Origin of the sequence: Janthinobacterium fluminis, assembly GCF_028595325.1 — a bacterium.
Lineage (GTDB): Bacteria > Pseudomonadota > Gammaproteobacteria > Burkholderiales > Burkholderiaceae_D > Janthinobacterium > Janthinobacterium fluminis.
Genome location: NZ_JAQQXR010000001.1, coordinates 1,305,242 through 1,327,335, shown reverse-complemented (window position 1 = coordinate 1,327,335; position 22,094 = coordinate 1,305,242). Strand labels below are relative to the sequence as shown.

Annotated in this window: 20 protein-coding genes; 7 read left to right on the top strand and 13 right to left on the bottom strand. The window is 66.1% G+C overall.

Features of this window, described 5'->3' with window-relative positions; all coding sequences use genetic code 11:
- Positions 1-15: 15 nt before the first annotated feature.
- Positions 16-399 (top strand): hypothetical protein, encoded by a 384-nt coding sequence (locus tag OIK44_RS05805; RefSeq protein ID WP_273669752.1) that lies wholly within the window; start codon positions 16-18, stop codon positions 397-399.
- A 9-nt stretch (positions 400-408) separates the two neighbouring features.
- On the opposite strand, the gene OIK44_RS05800 is transcribed toward OIK44_RS05805, so the two are convergent.
- Both OIK44_RS05800 and OIK44_RS05795 read right to left on the bottom strand, forming a co-directional pair.
- Positions 409-888: a hypothetical protein gene (locus OIK44_RS05800; protein ID WP_273669751.1), complete on the bottom strand. Its 480-nt coding sequence runs from the start codon at positions 886-888 to the stop codon at positions 409-411.
- A gap of 139 nt (positions 889-1,027) precedes the next feature.
- Positions 1,028-2,389 (bottom strand): amino acid permease, encoded by a 1,362-nt coding sequence (locus OIK44_RS05795; RefSeq protein WP_273669750.1) that lies wholly within the window; start codon positions 2,387-2,389, stop codon positions 1,028-1,030.
- A 226-nt stretch (positions 2,390-2,615) separates the two neighbouring features.
- Here OIK44_RS05795 and OIK44_RS05790 point away from each other — a divergent pair, with 226 nt between their 5' ends.
- From OIK44_RS05790 to OIK44_RS05770, 5 genes are all read left to right on the top strand, one after another.
- Positions 2,616-3,257: a TetR/AcrR family transcriptional regulator gene (locus OIK44_RS05790; protein WP_273669749.1), complete on the top strand. Its 642-nt coding sequence runs from the start codon at positions 2,616-2,618 to the stop codon at positions 3,255-3,257.
- Between the two features lie 114 nt (positions 3,258-3,371).
- A complete protein-coding gene (locus OIK44_RS05785; protein ID WP_273669748.1) occupies positions 3,372-4,178 on the top strand; it encodes an alpha/beta fold hydrolase in 807 nt (268 codons plus the stop codon).
- A complete protein-coding gene (locus OIK44_RS05780) occupies positions 4,175-6,361 on the top strand; it encodes a TonB-dependent receptor (RefSeq protein WP_273669747.1) in 2,187 nt (728 codons plus the stop codon). The genes OIK44_RS05785 and OIK44_RS05780 overlap by 4 nt, the downstream gene beginning before the upstream one ends.
- A gap of 134 nt (positions 6,362-6,495) precedes the next feature.
- Positions 6,496-7,485, top strand: coding sequence for an extracellular catalytic domain type 1 short-chain-length polyhydroxyalkanoate depolymerase (locus tag OIK44_RS05775; protein WP_273669746.1), 990 nt, complete (start codon positions 6,496-6,498; stop codon positions 7,483-7,485).
- Positions 7,486-7,576: 91 nt separating this feature from the next.
- Positions 7,577-8,677: an alpha/beta hydrolase gene (locus OIK44_RS05770; RefSeq protein ID WP_273669745.1), complete on the top strand. Its 1,101-nt coding sequence runs from the start codon at positions 7,577-7,579 to the stop codon at positions 8,675-8,677.
- Between the two features lie 42 nt (positions 8,678-8,719).
- Here OIK44_RS05770 and OIK44_RS05765 read toward each other — a convergent pair whose 3' ends face one another.
- From OIK44_RS05765 to ccoG, 3 genes are all read right to left on the bottom strand, one after another.
- Positions 8,720-9,865, bottom strand: a complete 1,146-nt coding sequence (locus tag OIK44_RS05765; RefSeq protein WP_273669744.1) for a ribosomal protein uL16 3-hydroxylase — start codon at positions 9,863-9,865, stop codon at positions 8,720-8,722.
- 113 nt (positions 9,866-9,978) lie between these two features.
- Complete coding sequence (locus OIK44_RS05760; protein WP_273669743.1) at positions 9,979-11,397, bottom strand: aminotransferase-like domain-containing protein; 1,419 nt, start codon at positions 11,395-11,397, stop codon at positions 9,979-9,981.
- A 25-nt stretch (positions 11,398-11,422) separates the two neighbouring features.
- Positions 11,423-12,823 carry a cytochrome c oxidase accessory protein CcoG gene (gene ccoG, locus OIK44_RS05755; protein WP_273669742.1) on the bottom strand — a complete coding sequence of 467 codons (1,401 nt, stop codon included), beginning with the start codon at positions 12,821-12,823 and terminating at the stop codon, positions 11,423-11,425.
- A gap of 190 nt (positions 12,824-13,013) precedes the next feature.
- Here ccoG and OIK44_RS05750 point away from each other — a divergent pair, with 190 nt between their 5' ends.
- Positions 13,014-13,565, top strand: coding sequence for a GNAT family N-acetyltransferase (locus OIK44_RS05750; RefSeq protein WP_273669741.1), 552 nt, complete (start codon positions 13,014-13,016; stop codon positions 13,563-13,565).
- Between the two features lie 32 nt (positions 13,566-13,597).
- On the opposite strand, the gene OIK44_RS05745 is transcribed toward OIK44_RS05750, so the two are convergent.
- From OIK44_RS05745 to OIK44_RS05710, 8 genes are all read right to left on the bottom strand, one after another.
- Positions 13,598-14,554 carry a fatty acid desaturase family protein gene (locus OIK44_RS05745; RefSeq protein WP_273669740.1) on the bottom strand — a complete coding sequence of 319 codons (957 nt, stop codon included), beginning with the start codon at positions 14,552-14,554 and terminating at the stop codon, positions 13,598-13,600.
- Between the two features lie 34 nt (positions 14,555-14,588).
- Positions 14,589-15,698, bottom strand: a complete 1,110-nt coding sequence (locus OIK44_RS05740; protein WP_273669739.1) for a glycosyltransferase family protein — start codon at positions 15,696-15,698, stop codon at positions 14,589-14,591.
- A complete protein-coding gene (locus OIK44_RS05735) occupies positions 15,695-16,405 on the bottom strand; it encodes a hypothetical protein (protein ID WP_273669738.1) in 711 nt (236 codons plus the stop codon). Before OIK44_RS05735 ends, OIK44_RS05740 begins: the two co-directional genes overlap by 4 nt.
- On the bottom strand, positions 16,395-17,396 hold the full coding sequence (locus OIK44_RS05730; protein WP_273669737.1) for a hypothetical protein: 1,002 nt from the start codon (positions 17,394-17,396) through the stop codon (positions 16,395-16,397). Before OIK44_RS05730 ends, OIK44_RS05735 begins: the two co-directional genes overlap by 11 nt.
- A gap of 22 nt (positions 17,397-17,418) precedes the next feature.
- Positions 17,419-18,444, bottom strand: coding sequence for a glycosyltransferase family 2 protein (locus tag OIK44_RS05725; RefSeq protein ID WP_273669736.1), 1,026 nt, complete (start codon positions 18,442-18,444; stop codon positions 17,419-17,421).
- Entirely contained in the window at positions 18,434-19,723 is a 1,290-nt protein-coding gene (locus tag OIK44_RS05720) for a glycosyltransferase (protein ID WP_273669735.1), read from the bottom strand. Before OIK44_RS05720 ends, OIK44_RS05725 begins: the two co-directional genes overlap by 11 nt.
- A gap of 157 nt (positions 19,724-19,880) precedes the next feature.
- A complete protein-coding gene (locus OIK44_RS05715) occupies positions 19,881-20,597 on the bottom strand; it encodes a PEP-CTERM sorting domain-containing protein (protein ID WP_273669734.1) in 717 nt (238 codons plus the stop codon).
- A 98-nt stretch (positions 20,598-20,695) separates the two neighbouring features.
- Entirely contained in the window at positions 20,696-22,060 is a 1,365-nt protein-coding gene (locus tag OIK44_RS05710; protein ID WP_273669733.1) for a wax ester/triacylglycerol synthase family O-acyltransferase, read from the bottom strand.
- Between the last annotated feature and the right edge of the window lie 34 nt (positions 22,061-22,094).

Here is a 22,094-nt window from a genome sequence, read left to right as displayed (position 1 = left end):
CCGCCGGACCGGCCTATGCTCCGCTATGGGCATGGCCGCGCCGCCGTGCCGCGCGAACCGGACGCCGCCCTCGCATTCGCTTTTCGCGTTGACGTCGCCGGCGCCGTGTGCACGGATGCGCTGGAGCGCAAGATCGGCACCTATCTGCGCGGCGTGTTTTCCCTGTTGACGGTCGATGTGCGCCAGGGCGACGGCGTCTTGAGTGTCGTCTACCGCGAGCGTTGGGGCTTGAGTTCGTTCGAGGCCAGGATCAACCGCATCCTGGTGGACGCAGAAACGACCGGGGTGAGCCTGATGGGTTTCGCCTGCGCCTCCATGGCGTCTTTCGACATCGGCTTTAGTAATATGCGCGTGGCCTCCACGCGCGGGCAGACCGGCGCCATCGTGATGGACGACTGAGGGCAAGCCTTAGGCGGTGGTTTGCAAGGTGCTGAGTATGCCTTGGGCAAACGAAGCGGCGACGACGATGCCGGCGCTGGCCGGATGGTCTTTCAAAATGGTGGCCCAGTCCGTCGCGACGGTGTCCGATTCCAGGCTGGCCACGACGCCGCTGCTGGTATAGATGCCGGCGGCGACGCTGCTGCCGTCCGGCGCCGTCCCCAGCACCGCCTGGTTCAGCGCATTTTGCACGATGGCGGCCACGTCGCTGCCGGCGTCCGGTATGGCAAAGGGCGGCGGCGCGGCGCCGGCCTGCTCCAGGGTATCGAGCAAGCCTTGCGGGGTGTACAGCGACAGATCGGTGACGCCGGCGCCCAGGGTGGCCACCACACTGGCGTCGCTGGACAGGCCGAGCGCCAGCGGCACCAGGTTCGTCGCGCCGCTATACGCCTTAGCCGGCGGCGCGGCCGGCACGATGGGGGAGGCGAGGGGAGCAAGGGCGGTAATCATGACGAAGTGCGCGGACGGCGCAAAGCCGGCGCTACACTTTGACTATAGCCCTTTCGGTTGGCTACGCAAGCTGTTTCCGGCGCCATGTAACAGGCCCCGATGGCGGCGGTCCGCGCATCGGGGCCTTGGCGGCAGAGCGTCAGGCGGGAACGGCCGCCGCGTTCTTTTGCTTGCAGAAGTAGCCGATTCCCAGCGCGGCCAGCCAGGCCGGAATCAGGTACACCGACATGCGCAAGCCCGGCGTCAGGTACATCACCACCAGGATGCCTGCCAGGAAGGCCAGGCACAGATAGTTGGTGAACGGATAGCCGAAGCTGCGGAACAGCGTCGTTTCACCGGCCTGGCGCTTGTGCGCGCGGAAGCGCAGGTGGATCCAGCTGATCATCGCCCAGTTGATGATCAGGGCCGACACAACCAGGCCCATCAGCACCTCGAATGCCTTGCCTGGCATGAAATAGTTAACAGCGACGCAAGCGCCCGTGGCCAGCGCGGAGACGCCCAGCGCCGTCAGCGGCACGCCGCGGCGGTTCACCTTCAGCAGGGCGCGCGGGGCGTTGCCCTGCATGGCCAGGCCGTACAACATGCGCGTGTTGCAGTAGACGCCGCTGTTATACACGGACAGGGCGGCCGTCAGCACGACGATGTTGAGCGCGTTGGCGACCAGATTGCTGTTGAGCGCATGGAAGATCAGCACGAAGGGGCTGCCGCCGGCGCCGACTTTTTGCCATGGGTACAGCGACAGCAGGATGCCCAGCGCGCCGATGTAGAAAATCAGGATGCGGTAGATGGCCTGGTTGGTCGCGCGCGGGATCGTGTGCGAGGGATCGTCCGCTTCGGCCGCCGTGATGCCCACCAGTTCCAGCCCGCCGAAGGAGAACATGATGACGGCCATCGCCATGACGAGGCCGCCGGCGCCGTTGGGGAAGAAGCCGCCGTGGCGCCACAGGTTGCTGACGCTCGCTTCCGGCCCGGCCGCGCCGGAAAACAGCAGGTAGCCGCCGAAGCCGATCATGCCGACGATGGCCAGCACCTTGATGATGGCGAACCAGAACTCCATTTCGCCGAAGGCTTTGACGTTCGACAGGCTGATGCAGTTAATAATGACAAAGAAGGCCAGCGCCGACATCCACGTCGGCACGTCCGGCCACCAGTACTGGACGTAGATGCCGACGGCCGACAATTCCGCCATGCTGACGAGGATGTACAACACCCAGTAGTTCCAGCCGGACATGAAGCCGGCCAGGTTGCCGCAGTATTTGTCGGCGAAATAGCTGAACGAGCCGGCGACGGGCTCGTCGACGACCATTTCGCCCAGTTGGCGCATGATCAGGAAGGCGATGACGCCGGCCACGCCGTAGCCGAGCAGCACCGAGGGGCCGGCCATCTGGATAGTCTGCGCGATGCCGAGGAACAAGCCTGTTCCGATCGCGCCGCCCAGCGCAATGAGCTGGATGTGGCGGCTTTTGAGGCCGCGTTTTAACTCGTTGTTCCCATCTACCATCTTGTCTCCATCTTTTCTACTGATGCCGGGTTGCTGGGATACCGGCCCGGCGCATCGCGGGCCGTTCTTTGTGAAAGCCAATGATTCTAATGCATTCTCGGCAAGGGCGTATTCCCGGCGCGCCGCCCCGCACGCGGCGGACAACGGCGCCGCCCCAGGCGTTACAATATGCCAAGCCGGCCATCGATAACGGAACGGCAATTCCATTTTAATAGAGGGACACACCATGCCTGAACTTGCGTCCGGCGTTTTTCCGCCGATGATAGAGCGGCCGGCGCCGACCCAGGAACGCAGCCGCCAGGCGCTGGAGCGGCTGTTGCTGGAGGGGGAAAAGCTGCTGGCGGAAAACCGCTTCGACGACACGGGCGTGGCCGAGCTGGCCCGCCTGGCGGAAACCTCCGTCGGCACCTTTTATCGTTTGCTGGGGGACAAGGACACGCTCAACCGCCTGTTGCTGCAGCGCTTTTTCTCCGACATGGTCGCCCGGCTGGAGGAGCTGACGGAGCTGCGCCAGTGGGAAGGGCGCACGCTGGAACAGTTCATCCGCGCGATGGTGGCGATGCTCGTCTCGATCAACGCCGGGCGGCAGGGCGTGTTGCGGGCGCTCATCACGCGCTCGTCCCAGGATGCGCAATTCCGCGACCGCGTGCACCAGATCAACCACTTGATCTCGCAGCGCACCGTGGCCGTGCTGGCCAGCAAGTCGGCGGCGATCGGCCACCCCAATCCCACCCAGGCCATGATGGTGGTCCCGCCCGTGCTGCTGGGCATACTGAACCAGCACACTTTGACGGGGTCGCTGTCCTTCCTGTCCAGCGCCGCCCTGGAGGACGAGCTGGTGCGCGTGGCCCTCAATTATCTGGCGTGAATTTGCTTAAATAACTTGAAATCGGAATTCGTATTCCGTATTATGTTTTCCTAATAGCAGGAGAACCGACTCCTGCGCCTGAACACACAGCATGTTCAACAGCAAGGAGACAGAATGCGGCGTCACGCGACATCCGTTGTTCAATTGCATCATCTCGACACTGGCGAGGGGGAGGCGGTGCTGTTATTGCACGGCCTCGGCTCCTGCGCGGCGGACTGGCGCCCGCAAATCGACGCGCTCGCGCCGCGCTACCGCGTCATTGCCGCCGACCTGCGCGGCCACGGGCGCAGCCCGGCCCCCGGTGGCGCCTGGGACATCGCCGACCTGGCCGACGACGTCTTCGACTTGATGGCGCAGCTGCGCCTGAGGCGTGTGCATCTGGTCGGCTTTTCGCTGGGCGGCATGGTGGCGCTGGAAATGGCCAGCCGGGTGCCCGAGCGCGTCGCCTCCTTATGCCTGATCAATTCCCAGCCGTTTTCCGGCCCCAGGCCGCGCGCCTTGCTGTTCGCCTACTGGCTGCGGCGCCTCGTCATCGCCACCTTCGGCCTGTCCGCGATGGGCAAAATCATCGGCAGGAAACTCTTCCCCCGCGCCGACCAGCGGCCGCTGGTCGAACGCTTCGCCCGGCAAATGGCGGGCATGTCGAAGCGCGCCTATCTGGCCGCGCTGGACGCCATCTTCCATTGGCGCATCGCGCCGCGTTTCGACGTCCTCGACATGCCGGTGGCGATCTTCGCCGCCGACCAGGACTACATCCCGGTCGAGGCCAAGCGCCTGTTTGCCGCCCAGTTTCAACAATGCTGGTTCGAGGTCATCGCCGACTCGCGCCACGCCTCGCCCCTGGACCAGGTGGCGCTGGTGAATAAGCTGTTGCTGTCCTTCCTGACTATAAATTCAAAAAATACTGTGGAGACGCCATGAAACTGTTACCGATTGTCATTGCCGTTGCCGGCGCCCTGCATCTGCCGGCGCAGGCGCAGGAAGTCCCGGCCGAAGCGGGCCGCAGCGCTGCCAGGGATGCCGGCGAGAGGATGGAAACGGTCACGGTGTCGGCGCGCCGGCGCGACGAGCGCCTGCAGGACGTGCCCCTGGCGGTGACGGCGTTTTCCGGCAGGGCGCTGGAGCGCGGCAATGTGCAAAGCCTGGCCGACTTGCAGGAGCGGGTGCCGAACCTGACCGTCTATGCCTCGCGCGGCACGAATACCACGCTGACGGCCTTCATCCGCGGCGTCGGCCAGGCCGATCCCGTGTGGGGCGTGGACCCCGGCGTCGGCATCTATTTCGACGATGTCTATATGGCGCGTCCGCAGGGCGCCTTGCTCGACGTGTTCGACGTGCAGCGCATCGAGGTGCTGCGCGGCCCGCAGGGCACGTTGTATGGCAAGAACACGATAGGCGGCGCCATCAAGTATATTTCGCGGCCGTTGGGCAAGGAGAACGGCGCCAGCGTCGAGGCCGGCGTCGGCAATTACGACCAGCGCAATGTCAAGCTGGCGCTGAACGGCGCCAACGAGGCCGGCACCGTGCGCGCGCGCCTGGCCGTGGCCAAGCTGCGGCGCGGCGGTTTCGGCGTCAACACCTACACTGGCGAGCCCGTCAGCGACCAGGACAGCGCCGCCGCGCGCCTGTCGCTCGGCTACTTTCCCGCCGACCTGCCGTTCAGCGTCGTGCTCAGCGCCGACGCCACCGACGACAATTCCCATGCGCGCGGCTTTCAAAGGATGGGCAGCAGCGCCTTCGACCCGCTCAAGCGCCCGCCCAGCACCAGCCCTTACGATATCGCCAGCGGCATGCCGGGGCATAATTTCACCCACAACCGCGGCGGCGCGCTGACCGCCAGCTACACGGTCACGCCGGCCTGGTCGCTGAAGCTGATCGGCGCCAAGCGCCGCAGCGCCTCCGAGCAAACCATCGACTTCGACGGTTTGCCGCAGACCATCGCCGACGTGTACGGCGATTCGCGCGACGAGCAGTCCAGCCTGGAATTGCAGGCCAGCTACAGCGGCGACGCCGGTTCCGGCGTTATCGGCCTGTACCGCTTCGAGGGCAAGGCGGGCGGGCGCATCTTCAACAATTTCCTGGGCAAGCAATTCACCGCCGCCGACAGCACCGTCGACACGGACAGCACGGCGCTGTACACCGACTGGACCGTGCCGCTGGGCGAGTTGTGGAGCGTGAACGCCGGCCTGCGCCACACGCGCGAGGAAAAACGCGCCCTCGTGTTGAACCGCGCCTTCGCCGATCCGGCATTCCGGAAACCCATCATGACGCTGGCCGACTTCGACAAATCCCTGGCGGTCAGCAACACCTCGCCGAAACTGTCGCTGCGCTACAAGGCGTCGGAAACGACTAATTTGTACGGCAACGTCTCGCGCGGCTTCAAATCCGGCGGCTACAATGTGCGCGCCAACAACCTGGCCGTGCCCGACTCCTCGCATCCTTACCGTGACGAAAAGCTCGATTCGCTGGAAGTGGGCGCCAAGTACGCCTCGGCCGACGACAGCTTCGACGTCAACGCCGCCTTGTTTCTGAACCGCTACAAGGATATCCAGCTGTCGGTCTTCACCAGTTACACCCAGGCCAACGGCTTGCCCGGCTTTTACGGCGACTTCACGAATGCCGGCAAGGCCAGCGTCAAGGGCGCCGAGATCGAATTCGCCTGGCGTCCCAACCGCCAATGGGATGTCAGCGGTTTCGCGGCCTTTCTGCACGCCAGTTACGACGAGTACATGAGCGGCGGCAAGGACATCGCCGCGCAGCAGAAGTTCAGCAATACGCCGCGCGCCCAGTTCGGGCTGAACGTCACCCGCACCGACCGCGACGTCATGGGCGGCACCTTGCGCACCCTGGCCGGGTATGGCTACCGCAGCAAGGTCTATCCAACCACCGACCTCAGCGAAACCATCGCCCAGCCCGGCTACGGCTTGTGGACGGCCGGCCTGGTGTGGGAGGCGGCGCGGCACTGGACCGTCAGCCTGCATGGCAGCAACCTGAGCAACGTGCGCTACCGGACCGACGGCTACAACATTCCGGCGCTGTACATCCTCGACGGCTTCTATGGCCCGCCCCGGCAAGTGATCGCGCGCGCCGCCTACCGCTTCTGAGTCACCGTCGAGCCGGACGCCAATTGCCTGAATTGGCGCCCGGTTTGACGTTCCCCCGTTCCAAGCCATTTCCCGGTGTCTCAGATCTACGCTATTCGTTCTATCAACCTCATTAATAATGAATGGAGACGGACATGCTATATCAGAAACTGCGCCAATTTTTTCATATCGTGTTGATCGCCGCCGGCCTGCTGGCGGCGGCGCCGGCCTCGGCCGGTCACTGGGAATTCAATTTGCATGGCAATTTGTGGGGTGTGCGGGAATACCAGACCTGGTTGCCCACGCATTATGTGCCGGGCACGGCGCTGCCCGTCGTGCTCATGCTGCACGGCTGCGTTTCCGAGCCCAACAGCATGGCGGCGGTCAGCCGTTTCAACGAATTGGCCGACCGGGAAAACTTTATCGTCGTGTATCCGCGCCAGAACGTCACCTCCAATCCCATGCGCTGCTGGAATTTCATGTTGTTGTCGAACCAGGAGCGCGATAGCGGCGAACCGGCCATCCTGATGAGTATTCTCAACAAGGTGAAACGCGATTACAGCGTCGACGCCTCGCGCGTGTATGTCACCGGCATTTCCTCCGGCGGCGCAATGGCCTCCATCATGGCGGCCTGTTATTCGGATGTGTTTGCCGCTGTCATGGTGCATTCGGGTGGCATGTATAAAGGCGCCATTGGTTTGGTGACCGCGGCCGATTCGCTGCTTTTCGGCAGCTCCTTCGACCCGAAAGCGCGCGGCAAGGACGCCTGGCGTTGCGGCGGCTCGCCGCGCCACCTGATGCCGGTGATGGTTTTTCACGGCAGCGACGACATTGTCGTCAATCCGATTAACGGCGACCAGACCATCGAACAGTTTCTGCAGACCAGCGATTACGGCGACGACGGCCGCGATAACGATAGCGTGATGTACCGCGCCAGCCGCATCGAACGGGGCAACGTTCCCTATGGCCATAGTTACACGATACATACCTATATCTCGAAAGGCACGGTGGTGGCGCAGAAATATACGGTGGCCGGCATGAGCCATGCGTGGAGCGGCGGCCCGACGCTTTGGCCGTTCAGCGACGAACATGGTCCCGACGCCACACTCATCAGTTGGAATTTCTTCAAGAATTACCGGCGCTGAGCGCCGTTTCGATTGCCTAGGCCGCCCAAACGCATTTTATTGCTTCCGGGTAAAATTCCCATATCACAAACATTGATATGGGAATTTTGGAATGAAACGAAAAGTATTATCGCTATTGATGGCCGCCGCCTTGTTCGGCTCCGGCTTTGGCATGGCGCATGCGGGCGATGCCGAGGAAAATGCCGGCGATGAGCCCAGCGAGTTGACCTTGTTGCGGCCGGTGCTAGACGCGCTGATGTTCAGCGAGGACACCGACACCCTGGTGGCCGAAGCGGACAAGATGAACGAGAAGCACGTTGTGGAGGCGTTGGTGCTGTATATGGCGGCCACCCGCGAAGAGCCGGAAAACATCTGGGCGCCGTACCAGGCGGCGGCGTTGTTGGCGCGCATGGGCAATCCCGATATTGCGCAACGTTATTTGCGGCTGGCGGACCAGCGCGGCATCTGGTTCGCGCCGTTTATGGCTGAGGATGACGACTTCTCCGCCATGCGCGCGTCGGAAAAATATCAGGACGTCCTGGCGAACGCGAAACAGCGCTACAAAACAAAAGCCGAAGGCAAAGTGGGCGCCATGTCGGTGCTGGACCCCGCCGGGGAAACGGTCATGCCGGCCGGCGGCTGGCCGGTGGTCGTCTGGCTGCATGGCTACGGCGTGAACGGCGACGTCGGCAGCCGCGCCGAGGAGTCCAGCTTTAAAGGCATCGCCAATCAAGGCGCGATCGTGATCGGCGTCAATGGCACGGAAATGCTGGCCAATGAAAGCAGCTTCCGCTGGGCCGGGCCGGGCTATGAGCGCACCCAGAAGGCCGTGCAGCAAGCCCTGACGCAATTGGCCGGCAAACGGGAAATCAACCGCAAGCAAATCTATCTGATGGGCTTTTCCCAGGGCTCCCAGCACGCGGGCGCCTTGCTGGCGCAGCATCCGCAAGACTACGCCGGCGCCTTGCTGATGTCGCCGGGCGGCAATCAGGCTTCGCCGAAGTCCAGCACGGCCAAGGGCAAACGCATTTATGTGCTCAACGGTAAAAAAGAGCACCAAAGCAATCAGGCGATGACCCAGGACTTCCGCGAGTTGCTCAGCAAGGGCAATACCCTGAAATTCATCCAGCACGACGGCGGCCACACCTTCCCCGACGATTGGAAGGACAGCTTGCCGAAGGCCGTGCGCTGGCTGATGAGCAAGGAATCCTGAGGCCGAAGCGTGGCGGCCGCCCGCTTCGGCGTGCGGGCTTGCTTAGTCCTGGAAGTACCAGTAGCCGCAATTGACCCATTGCGTCAGCGCCGCCACGAATGCCGGCTGTTGCAGCCCCGCCTTTAACAGGGCGGGGGGCAGAACCTCGTTGTCGCACAGGGCGATGACGGCGTCGCGGCAGGCCGCGCCGAACTCGAAGCGTTCGCCTTCGATGTAGCACACGCCGTCGGCCAGCGTGGCGTCGACATAGAAGCAGCGCAGGCCGCCGATGCGCACCAGGCTGTCGTGCGCCAGCAGCCCGGCCAGTTCCGCCTCGTCGAAGGGGTCTTGCAGTTCTTGCAGGTCGAGCAGGCACTTGGTTTTCGACAGGTAGCAGCCGGCGAAGTCGGCGATCAGGTTGTCGTCGTCGAGAATCGCCTGCAGGTGCGCCTTGATGCGCGCAAAGTCGCTGGCGTCGATGCGGCCCTGCTGGCGGTGTACCGGCCGCCGCGGATCGCAGATCAGGGCGCTGCCGAGTTCATTGTCGATCAGGTGGTCGGCCAGGCCGCTGAGCATGTCGCGCGCCGACTTGGCGCGGAATCCCACCGAAAAACTCATCGAATGTTCCAGCGTGATGCCGTCGTGGGGATAGCCGGGCGGGATGTAGAATATGTCGCCGGGCAGCAGTTCGACGTCGATGATGGCCTCGAACGGGTCGGTGTGCAGCAGCGCCGGGTGGGCGGCGAACTGGCGGTGCTCGCCGCGGTCGCCGACGCGCCAGTTGCGCCGCCCCGAGCCCTGGCAGATGAAGACGTCGTAGAGGTCGATGTGCGGCCCCACGCCGCCGCCCGGCGTGGCGTAGCTGATCATGACGTCGTCGAGGCGCCATTTTGGAATGAAGGAAAATGGCTCGACCAGGGCCGCCACTTCCGGCGACCAGTGGTTGACGGCCTGGACGATCAGCGACCAGTCGCGCTCGCCCAGGCGCTCGTAGGACTCGAACGGGCCGATTTCGGCTTGCCATTGGCCGTCGGTTTTGTAGACGAGGCGCGATTCGACCTGACTTTCGCACGCCAGCCCGGCCAGTTCGTCTGGGCTGATCAGGTCTTTGAAGTGTTGGAAGCCCTGGCGTATCACGACGGGCTTTTGCTGCCAGTAATGCTCAAGAAAGTGTTCGAGGGAAAAGTCGGCGAGGTGCAGTTTTAACATGGCGGGCAAAGTGGGCAAGTGAACCCGATGTTGTACCACCGGCGCACGCGCCTTGCTATCGCCAAGGTCAAGGAAAGCCAGCTTGGCGGAAAGACCGGCAGCCGCTCCCGGCCTCAGTACTGCGCGGCGGCGACGAGCCGGCCCAGCGTCGCCAGCGCCGCGTCGACGCGGGCGTCCCAGATGTGGCCGTAGTTGAGGCGCAGGCAATGCTTGAAGTCCGGCTGCGCCGAGAACAGCGGGCCGGGCGCCACGCTGATGCCCTGGGCCAGCGCCTGCCGGTGCACGTGCAGCGCGTCGACGCCGGCCGGCAGTTCCAGCCACAGGAAATAGCCGCCCTTCGGACGCGTGGCGCGCGTGCCTTCGGGGAAGTGGCGCGCCACCGATTCCATGAAGGCGGCCTGCTGGCGCGCCAGCGTGTGGCGCAGCAGGCGCAGGTGGTGGTCGTAGCCGCCGCTTTCCAGGTACAGCGCCAGCGCGCCCTGGGTCGGCGCGGACGTGTTCAGCGTCGTCGTCAGCTTGTGCTGGGCCACCTGGCGCGCGAAGCGGCCGGCGGCCACCCAGCCGACCCGGTAGCCCGGCGCCAGGCATTTGGAAAACGAGGAGCAGTGCATCACCAGCCCCTCGTGGTCGAAGGCTTTGGCCGGTGTCGGGCGCTTGTCGCCGAAGTACAGTTCGCCGTAGACGTCGTCCTCGATCAGTGGCACCTGGTAGCGCGCCAGCAGCTTGACGAGGGCGCGCTTTTTCTCGTCGGGCATCAGGCTGCCGAGGGGATTCTGGAAATTCGTCATCAGCCAGCACGCCTTCGGACGGTGGCGTTCCAGCGCGCGCTCGGCCGCCGCCAGGTCGATGCCCTCGCGCGGGTGGGTCGGCACGGCGATCGCCTGCAGGCCGTTGCGCTCGATCGACTGCAGCGCCGCGTAGAACGTCGGCGACTCGATCAGCACGGCGTCGCCGGGCCGCGTGACGGCCATCAGGCACAGGTTGAGCGCCTCCAGCGCGCCGTTGGTGACGACGATGTCGTCGGTCTGCACGTGCAAACCGTCGATCAGGTAGCGCAGTGCGATCTGCCGGCGCAGCCGCGCATTGCCCGGCGTGAGGTCGTCGACGGTGGCCCAGGGGTCGAGGTTTTGCACGCTGCGCGCCATCATGCGCGCCAGTTTCGCCATCGGGAACAGCAGCGGGCTGGGGAAGGCCGAGCCGAGCGGCACGACGTCGCGCGTCATGGTCGATTTCAGCACCTCGAAGACGCGCTCGCTGACGTCCAGATGGACCGCGTCTTCGTCGGGCAACGAGGCGGCGTCCGGTTCCGGCGGCAGCGAGCGGGCGCTGACGCTGACGAAGTAGCCGGAGCGTTCGCGCGCCTGGATCAAGCCTTGCGCTTCCAGCACGTAGTAGGCCTGGAACACCGTCGACGGACTGATGTTGCGGCTGGTGCAAGCCTGGCGCACCGAGGGCAGGCGGTCGCCGGGGCGCAGCACGCCGTCGAGGATCGATTGCGAAATTTCATGGGCAAGCGCTTCGTACAGCTTCATGGTCTGCTCTCCAAAGGCGCGGGCATTAACGCGAAGCCGGCACGAAGAAGCGGGCTTTTTCCTTGACGTGGATGCGCTCGTCGTCGAGCGCCTGCACCTCGAAGGCGATGTCGTTGGTGCGCGGCCGGCCTTGTTTATACGGCAGGCGCACGGTCAGCGGCAAGGTGCGCACGCCGGTGCCTTCCAGCGTGATCTCGTCGTTGCCGTCGAGGGCGATGCCGTCCAGGCCGGTGACGCGGATGCGGTAGCGGTGCGTCGCCTCGTCGGTGTTCATCACATGCAGGCGGAAGATGTTTTCGATGGTGCCGTTCTCGCCTTCGCGGGCCATGCTGCCGCGGTCGCGGATCACGTCGACCTTCAGCGGCGTGCGCGTCAGCAGGGAGCTGAACAGCGCCGTCACGACCAGCACCAGGATGGCGCTATAAATCAGCACGCGGGGGCGGGTGGCGCGCTGGCGGATCTGCTTGGCCGAGAAATTGTTCGCCAGCGCGTTGTCGGTGGTGAAGCGCACCAGGCCGCGCGGCGCGCCTATCCTGTCCATCACGTCGTCGCAGGCGTCGACGCAGGCGGCGCAACTGATGCAGTCATACTGCAGGCCGTCGCGTATGTCGATGCCGGTCGGGCACACCTGCACGCACATCGTGCAGTCGATGCAGGAGCCGTCGGCCGGGCCGCTATGGGTCTTGGCCAGCGGGGCGCGCGGTTCGCCGCGGGTCTTGTCGTAGCTGACGATCAGGGTGTCCTGGTCGAACATGGCGCTCTGGAAGCGCGCATACGGGCACATGTAGCGGCACACCTGTTCGCGCAGCCAGCCGGCGTTGCCATAGGTGGCGAAGGCGTAGAAGAAGATCCAGAACGACTGCCACGGTCCCAGCGAGAAGGCGGCCACTTCGCCGGCCAGCGTGTGGATGGGCGTGAAGTAGCCGATGAAGGTGAAGCCGGTCCACAGCGAAATCGCGCCCCAGGCACTGTGCTTGGCGGTCTTGCGGCTGACTTTTTCCAGCGTCCACGGCTGCTTGTCGAGGCGCATGCGGGCGCTGCGCGTGCCTTCGATCTTCCGCTCGACCCACATGAAAATTTCCGTGTAGACCGTCTGCGGGCAGGAAAAGCCGCACCAGACCCGGCCGGCGACGGCCGTGAACAGGAACAGCGCATAGGCGCAGATTATCAGCAGCAAGGCCAGATAGATGAAATCCTGCGGCCACAGCACGATGCCGAACAGGTAGAACTTGCGCGTGCCCAGGTCGAACAGCACGGCCTGGCGCTCATTCCAGGACAGCCACGGCAAGCCGTAAAACATCAGCTGGGTCAGCCAGACGCAGACCCAGCGCCAGGTGGCGTAAATGCCTTTCGTCTCGCGCGCATAAATTTCTTTGCGTGAGGCGTACATCTTGACAATGGAAACGGTGGGGGCGGGCTGGCTCATGGTGGTTACTCGTTCAACTTGGAGGATAGGGCTGGCTACGGCAGCGGCGCGTGGTGCGCCCTGTCAGCAGCAACATTTTCCCCGTCCACCGGCGAAAAGAACAGACACAGAAACCAGTTGAAAAACCGGATCAGATCGATTTCTTGGCTTGGGCTGGCAGCAAATTTATATATTCGATATGATGTTTGCCATGAAAGATACCCTGCCCGACGATACTGCCGCGCCCCGTCACCGCATCCGCCGCCTGCACAGCGTCGGCGACGCCGAAGTGCTGGCGCTGGCCGAATTGCTGATCGACTGCGTCGCCAACGGCGCCTCGGTGAGCTTCATGCATCCGTTGGCGCCGGCCGTGGCGCTGGCGTTCTGGCGCCATGTGGCCGAGGGCGTCGCCCTTGGCCGGCGCGCGTTGCTGGTGGCCGAGGACGCCGCCGGCATCGTCGGCACCGTGCAACTGGTGCTGGACCAGCCCGAGAACCAGCCGCACCGGGCCGACTTGTCGAAGATGCTGGTGCTGAGCCGGGCGCGCCGCTGTGGGCTGGGCGCGGCCCTGATGGCGGCGGCCGAGCAGGCCGCGCGCGACTGCGGCAAGACGCTGCTGGTGCTCGACACCGCCAGCGCCGAAGCGGCGCGGCTGTACGCCCGGCTCGGCTGGCAGCAATCCGGCGTCATTCCCGGCTATGCGCTGCTGCCCGACGGCGAGCCCTGCGACACCACTTATTTCTACCGCGTGCTGTCAAATTAAGGCGCCGGCGACCGCAAGTGATGCCCGATGCCTCAATCCGGGCTTCCAGTGTCGTGGCTTACCTTAGTCTGGCAACTGGTGACCTCTCTTAAAACCCTGCCATAGCCGGTGTAGAGATTGCTGGCTGGCAGGACACCTTGGGACTGCATCAGTTGGTGGAGTTCCCTCAGATGGTAGAAGGGCACGCGCGCGTGCTGGTGGTGCTCGATGTGGTAATGGATGCAGTGCGGGCCAAAGAAAAACGTTTGCCAGTTGGCGCGCACCACCGAGCGCGCGTTGTCGATCTGGTTTTCCGCATACGGATAGCCGGCGTGTTCGGTGATGGCGCGCACGCGGGCAAAGACTTGCAGGAAGGTGAGCGCCGGCAGTAGCCACAGGCCAAAGTACAGGCCGGGATGGCCGGCGGCGGCCAGCGCGCCAAGAAGCATACCATTGGTGACGACGATGGATGCCAGCACCAGGGCGGCGCGCCCCGGCACGGCCTGTTCCTTGATCTGCAGGTGCTTGAATTTGCCCGTCATGAAATCGCGGACGGTGAGGAAGTAGCCGATGCTGCTGACATCCTTGAACAAGCGCCAAGCCAGTTCCTTCCTCGACACAGGGTAATCGGCGATGCCGAACACGACCGCGACTGGGTCGTCGCTGGCCATCGGCGCGCGATGGTGGCGCAAGTGGCCCGTCCGGTAGGAAAACATCGATAGCATCAGCGGCGCGGCCGCGAACAACTGGCCGATGAGATCGTTCACGCGGCGCGTGCCGGTCAGGGTGCCGTGGGCGCTTTCGTGCATCAGCACGGCCAGCGCAAGCTGGGTGCGGGCGATCAGAATCGCCGCCAGCAGGTAGACCAGCGGATGCGGAAGGCAGATGGCGGCGGCAAAGCAGACGCCTATGAGCATCCAGTCGAATACCAGCGCGGCGATGGCGCGCAGCGGATTCAGTTTGCTCAGATGCGCCGGTAATGGCAGCGGCTTGGTCGTTTGTGTTTGCATGATGAAAGTGCGGGCGATGTTGTGAGGGTGACGCTTAGCGGCGCGGCGCCAGCGCCGTCAGCACGCCGACCCAGGTTTGCAGGCGTGCCGCCGCGGCGGCGTGGCCGCCCGGCGTCGGCGCGCAAGCCGCCGCGGCGCGCAATTCCTCGCCGGCGGTGCGGACCGCGTCGGCAAAGGCGGCCGCGTCGCCGCGCCATGTCACCGTGCGGTGCAGCAGGCCCAGTTCGGCGGCGCGCGCGGCGTTGATCTGCTGTTCCGGTTGCTCGCTGACGACCAGCAGGATCGGTTTGCTGTAGACCTGGGCAATCGACAGCGCCGCCATGCCCGGCGCCGAGACGATGAATGCGCTGGCGACGGCGCGGTCGATCCAGTCCGGATCGTTCGCCTGCCAGCCGGCGCGGCCGGCGTAGCCTTCGCCGACCAGGTGCGGCCGCTCGCCGGCGCCGGCCAGGCCGCTTTCCAGCGCCTCGGCCAGTTGGGGATCGCGGAAGTGCGGGTTGAGGTAGACCGCCGCAGCGCCTGCGCTGGGCGCTGCGTTTCTTGCCGACACCAGGGCGACGGGCGTCGGCAGGCGGTAGTGGCTACCTGCGCGTTCGGCGCAGCCGGCGTAGCCGAAGTCGTGTTCCAGGCGCGCGCGGCTGGCGCCGATCTGCAGCGCGACGATGCGGCCGAACAGCCGCGCCAGCCAGCCCGGCACGCGGGCGTGGAAGTTGGTTTCCAGCGCATGCCGCAGGCTGGCGCCGTAGACGTGCACCACTTTGCGCCGCCAACCCGGCACGCAACCCATGAACAGCAGGGCCGGGTGGAAGGAGTCGTTGATGACCAGGTCGGCGCCGCGCAGCTCGGCGCGCAGGCGCCAGATGTCGCGCAACATGCGCGACGGCCGGAACAGGTAGTTCGCCACGTTTGCGTCCGTCGCTTCGCGCAGCATATTCTGGCGCGCGTCGAATTGCACGGCGTAGTGGCGCGACAGCAGGCCGGCGTCGACGCCGAAGCCGGCCAGGAAGCGGCTGCCTTCATCCGAGGTCGTCAGTACGCGCACGCTGGCGCCGGCGGCGCGCAGCGCGTGGGTCAGCAATTGCGCGCGCATCAGGTGGCCGCGGGCGTCGGCGGTGGCCAGGTAGACCAGGCGCAGGGCGCTCACGCGTGGGCGGGCCGCAGGCGTAACGCCGCTCCGGCCAGGTACATGCCGATGGCGCCGCTGACGCCATACGCGCGGTCGATGCCACGGATTTCGCGCAGCAGCGCCGCCAGCGCCGGCTGTTCCTGCGGCGCCACCAGGCGCGCCAGCGTGTGGCTGCACAGGCGCACGTGGCGGTCTTCGTCGGCCAGCACGCCCGACAGCAGCGGGTGCAGCGGATGATGCGGCCCGATCAGTTCGCAGTGGCGTTGCAGCACGCGCGTGGCCATTTGTTCGGCGCACAGGCCGATGGCGAAGGCCGGCACCAGCAGGCCGGCGGCAAAGCGTTCGGCGTGGTGGGCGGCGAGGCGCCGCCACTGGGCGATCTTGCGCCGGCTCAGCCAGTCGGGTTCGTCGGCGGCGCCACGCGCGCCCCGTTCGGCCAGCGCGGCGGCGAAGGCGCGCGCGTGGCGCTGTTCGTCGGCGAGGTGCTGGTCCATCTGCCGCGCCAGCCAGTCGGGGCGTTCGCCGATCAATTCGCGTTGAAGCGCGATTTCCGTGGCTTCCTCGCCAATCAGGTACATGCGCAGCAGCAGGCGCTCGCCGGCGGCGCTGGCGTGCAGCTGCCGCAGCGCCGCCCGTTTGATGTGGTGTACCAGTTGCGCCTGCAGGCGCGGCCAGCCGCGTAACGGCGGCACCTGCAGGCTGGCCGGCGCCGCGTCAGCGGGCACGGGCCGCGCCGTCCAGTTGATGCCAACCGAGCACCAGGCCGATGAAGCTTTGCTGCAGGAAGGCGCGGGCGGCCCCTTCGGCCTCCGGGAATGCCTGTTGTTGCGCGCCGTAGCGCAGATAGCCTTTGCCGTTGACGGCGCCGACGGTCAGCTTTTCATGCTTCTTGAAGCCGCGCTCGGCGAGCGGCTTCAACAAAGCCTGCTCGTGCAAGCCGAACAGGAATAGCTCGCGCTGGGCGACATCGTCCGGGATCTGCCCCGTCAGCGCCTCCAGCTCGAACGACCAACTGCCCCGCAGCAGCAGCGAGTCGACATTGTCGCCCGTGAGCGGGTCGCTGTGCAGGCGCGCCCGCATCACCGACTTGGAGAACTTGCCCGGTCCGACGGCAATGGTGATGTCGGCGTCGCGCGCGCCGGCGCCGCGATTGTCGCGCACCTGCACCAGTTCGCTGGCCAGGCGCGTCGCCAGTCCCGGTTGCGTCAGCGTCGCCGTGATGTCGGCGGGCGCCAGCATCTGGCGCGTCGCCGCCGCGCCCGTGACGTGGACCTGGTAGGGGTCGATTTGCACGGCGCTGAAGTTACCCTTGAGCGGGGCGTGGGTGTGGCTGCGCATCGACCACTTGTCGCCGGACTTGCTCAGCACGAGGTGGAAGCTCAGCGGCACGCGTTGGCCGTCCTGGCCCACGCCCGAGCCCTGCAACAGCACGTCGCCGACGATGGTTTTGCGGGCGTAGCGGCGGGAATTGTAGAAGTGGATCGCGTGCGCCGCGCTGTCGAGCGTGGCGCGCGTGTCGGCCTGGTCCAGCGCCAGGCGGTTGCATTGCGTCGTTTTGCCGGCCAGCGCGGCGAGCGGGCAGCCGCTGCCGGATGCGAAACTGTGGACGCCGGGGCCGGCGAATTCGCTCGCGGCCGCCGTTGCGCCGGCGCCGGCCAGCAGCAGGGCGATGGCGCAGCGCGCGGCGCGGGAGTGCAATACATCGTTGTCGATCATGAGTTCAGGTTCCGAAAAATGCTTAACGGCGGTGGTAGGAAAGGGCTTGCGCGTCGGCGTCGGCGTGCCGGTCGCCGGAGGTGCGCCAGCCGCAGCCGCGCACCAGGGCGCCGAGCATGTCGATGGCCGAGAAGGCGGCGATGCAGGCGACGCCGGCCAGCCAGCGCGCGCCGCGCAAAGGCGGCAGCTCCTGGCGGTTCAGGGCGCGCATGCTGAAGTACAGGCGCGAGGCGAGCACGCAGAGGGGACCGAGCGGGCCGCTGCGGCCCAGCCACTGCAGCGACGCGGGCAGGTAGGCGCGCACCAGATGCGGCGTCAGGCCGTAAGTGTCCTGGCCGCGCATCCAGCGCAGCTTCGCCGCTTCCAGGCGGGTGTCGGGCAGGCGGTGCTCGGTGTGGGCCAGCGGCGCGTAGTGCAGGGGCACGCCGGCTTCCTGCAGGTGCAATCCCAGCACCTGGCAGTGGGCGCGGTAGACGCCGCTCAGCGACTGGTAGTTGTATTCGGCGAAGACGTCGCGGCGGAAGACGACGTTGTTGGCGTAAAAATTGCGCGTGGCGCCGGCCCGCAGCGGGCTGGGGAAGTACATGAAGTCCAATGTCGTCAGCGCGGCGCCGACGACATTGGCCGCGTAGCTGGTGCGGCCGACGACGACGGCGGGCGCCGCGTCGCCCGCCAGCGGCGCCAGCAGTTCCGCCAGCCAGGCGGGGGCCGGCACGCAGTCGGTGTCGGCGAAGACGACATGGTCGCAGCGGTGCGGGTCGGTGGCGGCAAAGCCGGCGTTCTTGGCGTCGTAATAGCCGGTGGCGGCGTCGATGCGGACGAAGTCGACGTCGCGCCCCGCCAGCCGCAGCACTTCGTCGCGGCAGGCGTCGCTCAGGCCGTCGTGCGTGACGACGATCTGGGCCAGCGCCGTCAGCGGCACGCTTTGCCGCGCCAGCATGGCGATGACGCTGTGCAGGCTGGCGGCGGCAGCGGCGGCGCCGGCGCCGCCGCGCAGATTGTTGGTTTCCAGGACCAGCGCGGTGCGCGCGGCGATGTTAGTTTGCATGAGAAAGAGGCTGCTTCGGTTGGCTGGTGAGGGACGGCACGGCCAGCGCTTCGATCATGCCGGCGATCTGCTCGGACGCGGGCGTTTCCTGCGCCATGCGCGCCGCCATCGCCTGGCAGGCGGCCAGCGTGGCGGGGCTGTTCAATAGCTGCGACAGCGCGCGCACCCATTTGCCGACGGACGCGTTGGGCGCCACGCTGGCCGCCACGCCCAATTTTTTCAGCCGCGCGGCATTGTCCGGCTGGTCGAACGCAAATGGCGTGATCAGTTGCGGTTTGCCGGCGGCCAGCGCCTGGGCGCAGGTGCCGATGCCGCCGTGGTGTACAAAGGCGGCCACGCGCGGCGCCAGCAGGTCGAACGGCACATAGGCTTCGTGGTGCACAAAGGGCGGCAGGATGTCCGGCAATTGCTCGCGGTAGGGCGTCACCAGCACGGCGCGCCGCCCCAACGCCGCGCTGGCGGCGATGGCGCGCTGAAAGAACAGGCGGCCGTGCGCCATCGCCGAGCCGGGCGTGAAGGCGATCGGCGCCGGCCCGCCTGCGAGGAAGGCTTGCAGCGCCGCGCCCAGCGACTCGTCGGGCGCGGCCGGCAGGCGCGGAAAGGTGGCGCACAGCGTGTTCGGCGGCCAGTCCGCTTGCGGCGCCGCGAACCAGTCGGGGAAGGCGCAGATGACGCGCTGCGGCGAGTGCAGCCACTGGCCCATCACCCGGCGCACCGGCGCCAGGCCGAGCGAGGCGCGCAAGGGATCGAGGTCGGCGCGCAGCAGCGGATCGAGGATGTGTTTTTCGATCAGCTTCATGATGGCCCGCACGGCCCAGGACGGCAGCGCGCTCAGGCCCGGCAGGCCGCCGCGCATGGCCGACTCGTCGGCCGAAAAGATGCACGACGGCGCCAGGTGGACCGTGGCCATGTTGAGGCCCTGGGTTTCCTGCAGCAGGCGGGCGCTCACGGCCAGGCTGCTGGCGACGAGTATGGTTTCGCCGGGGTGGATGGCGGCGAGCTGCTTGGCGTATGCCGCCGGCAATTGCCTGCCCATGCGCTTCCAGATGGCGGCGAAGCCTTTGCGCGCGTTCCACACGTCGGCATCGGCGATCGCCGCGTCCAGGTCGGTCTGGCTGACGGCCGAGGAGAATGCCAGCCCGGCGTTTTCTATCCTGCTTTGATGGGCCGCCGACGCGAAGACGTGCACCGTATGCCCGCGGCGGCGCAATTCGCCGCCTATCGAGATAAACGGGTAGACGTCGCCGGCGCTGCCCACGGCTACGATCAAGATATGCAATCTGCCGCTCCTTGTTTGACTGTGTAATGGGGAGAATGCCGTTACGGGGGGCGATTGTCGCATATCCGCGATAAATTGATGCGCACGGCGAACCAGGGGGGGAATGAAAAACAGCGGCCGCTGCGGGCCGCTGTTGCCGATGGTCTTGGGGCGACGCTTAGCTGGCGTGTTTGCGGCGGCGCGCGACGGCACCGACCATGAACAGGCCGGCCATCAGCATCGCGTAGGTTTCCGGTTCCGGCACGGCGCTGACGCTGCCATGGATGGTGAAGGGCAGCTCGACACCCAGTCCGGCGCCGTCGTCAAGGGGGCCGAAGGGGGTGAACAGTCCTGCCTGGGCGGCGTTGCCGCCGTGCGCGTCGGACGTCGGCGGTTGCCACGGGCCCGACGCCTGATTGCTGCCGCTTATGCTCCAGCGCAGCCAGTATTTGCCGGCGTCCAGCGAAAAGTCGGCGACGTCGGCGTGTGCCCGGTAGATGCCGCGCTGGGTATTGCCGACGTCCCCGTCGGTGATGCGGTAACCTTCCAGCCCGCCATTGCTCAGCTTGGTGACGCCGGAGGCAACGACGGTGCCGGCGTTGACGTCGCCGGAAACGATGCTCCAGGTGGCTTCGCCGAACGTGAAGCCCCTGGCACCGGTTTGGTAATTAAAGAAGTCGAGGCTGGACACGTTCCAGCGCGACCCGGCCGCGATGGAGAAGTTGTCGGCCACGGCGTTGCCGGCGTCGGCTTGGTTGCCAAATCCGTAAGTCGTGGCGGGATCGTACACGACCGACAGTCCGTTTTCGTCGACGACAGGACCATTGTTGTACAGCTCCGCGGCTTGGGAAAGTCCGCTTGCGAACAAAATACCGAGTAAGACGAGTCGTTTCATATTTACTCCTGGAGATTGTTTTTAGGAACTACGGAACCAAGAGTAGAGTAAAAATATCAAAAGGTAAACAAATATTAAATTATTTACTAGATTATTTTTCAACTATCTGGCGCGGCGTTTTTATCCAGTTCGGCGAAGGCATCCTGGGTCAGCGCCATCAGGCGGGCGGGTTCGGACACCAGCCCGGTGTCGACGAACAGGGCCAGCTGGATCTGGCCGGCGTAGGAAATGAAGGCCAGGCCGACGCCGAGTTGGCCCGCCTGCGGCACCCAGCAGATCAAGTCCGTCAGCGCCCTGCCGGCCAGGTAGCGGCGGCTGGCCGGCCCCTCGATATTGGTCAGCACCACCGAGCCCTTCGAGGTGAACAGGTTCAGCGCGAAACGCTGCAGCGGCGCCGGCAGGCAACCGGCCAGGGACAGGAAGGCCATCGTCGCCTGCGGCTGGTGCGAGCGCTTGATGGCCGTCATGCGCGCGCTCGCCTGGCGCAGGCGCTGGCAGGGATCGGCAATATGCGTGGGCAGCGCCACGGCGACGAGGCCGAACTCGTTGCCGAGCTGGTAGGCGTTGGCCTTCTCGCGCAGGTTGAAGGTGACGGCGGCGCGCAGCGCGGCGCCGTCGACGGCCTGGCCGCGTTCGGCGAGGTAGTGGCGCAGCGCGCCCGCGACGGCGGCGACCCAGACGTCGTTGAGCGTCACGCCCATGCGCTTGGCCAGCGCGCGCACGCGCGCCATGTCCAGCGGCGGCAGCCACAGCAGTTGCTTGGCGCCCGTCAGCGGCGCCTTCAGCTCCGTGCGCGTGTCCGGCAGCAGCAGCGACAGCCGCGTCACGTGGGCGGCGATCTTCAGCCACGCCCAGGCGCGCGCCAGCGTCGAACACACGGCGTTGCCGGCCGCGGCGGCCCGATGCGGATGGCCGAGCGGCGACGGCGTCCTGCCGTGGCGGCCATGCTCGTCGGTCAGGTGGTTCAGCACGTGGACCAGGCCGAGGCCGTCGGTGATGCAGTGGTGCACGCGGAAGACGATGGCGTGGCCGCCGCCGGCCCGGTCGATCACCGTCATGTGCCAGAGCGGGCGGCCGGGCGCGAGCGGCAGGTGGGCGATGCGGCCCATCCGGCTTTGCAGTTCGCCGAGGCTGGCCGGCTGCGCTTCGTTGTCGCGCCGGATGTGCGCGCGTATGTCGAAGCCGGCGTCCTCGACCCAATGGGGGCGGCCCATGCGCCGCTGCACGATTTGCGTGAAACGGGGATAGTTGGGCAGGCGGTGCGCGATGGTCGACACCAGGCGCTCCATGTCGACGTCGCCGTCGAACAGCAGGATGCTGTTGATGACCATCAGGTTCGCTGCGCCGTCCATGCGGTGCCAGGCGTAGTCGCGCCGCGTCATGGGCGCCGCAGCCGCACCAGCCGGCGGCGCCACGGCGGCGTCGGCTGGTGCGGGCGCGCGCGCTGCGTATGCATGCTTCATTGCTGTTGTCTCCTGTGCCGCGCCGCCTGCTGTC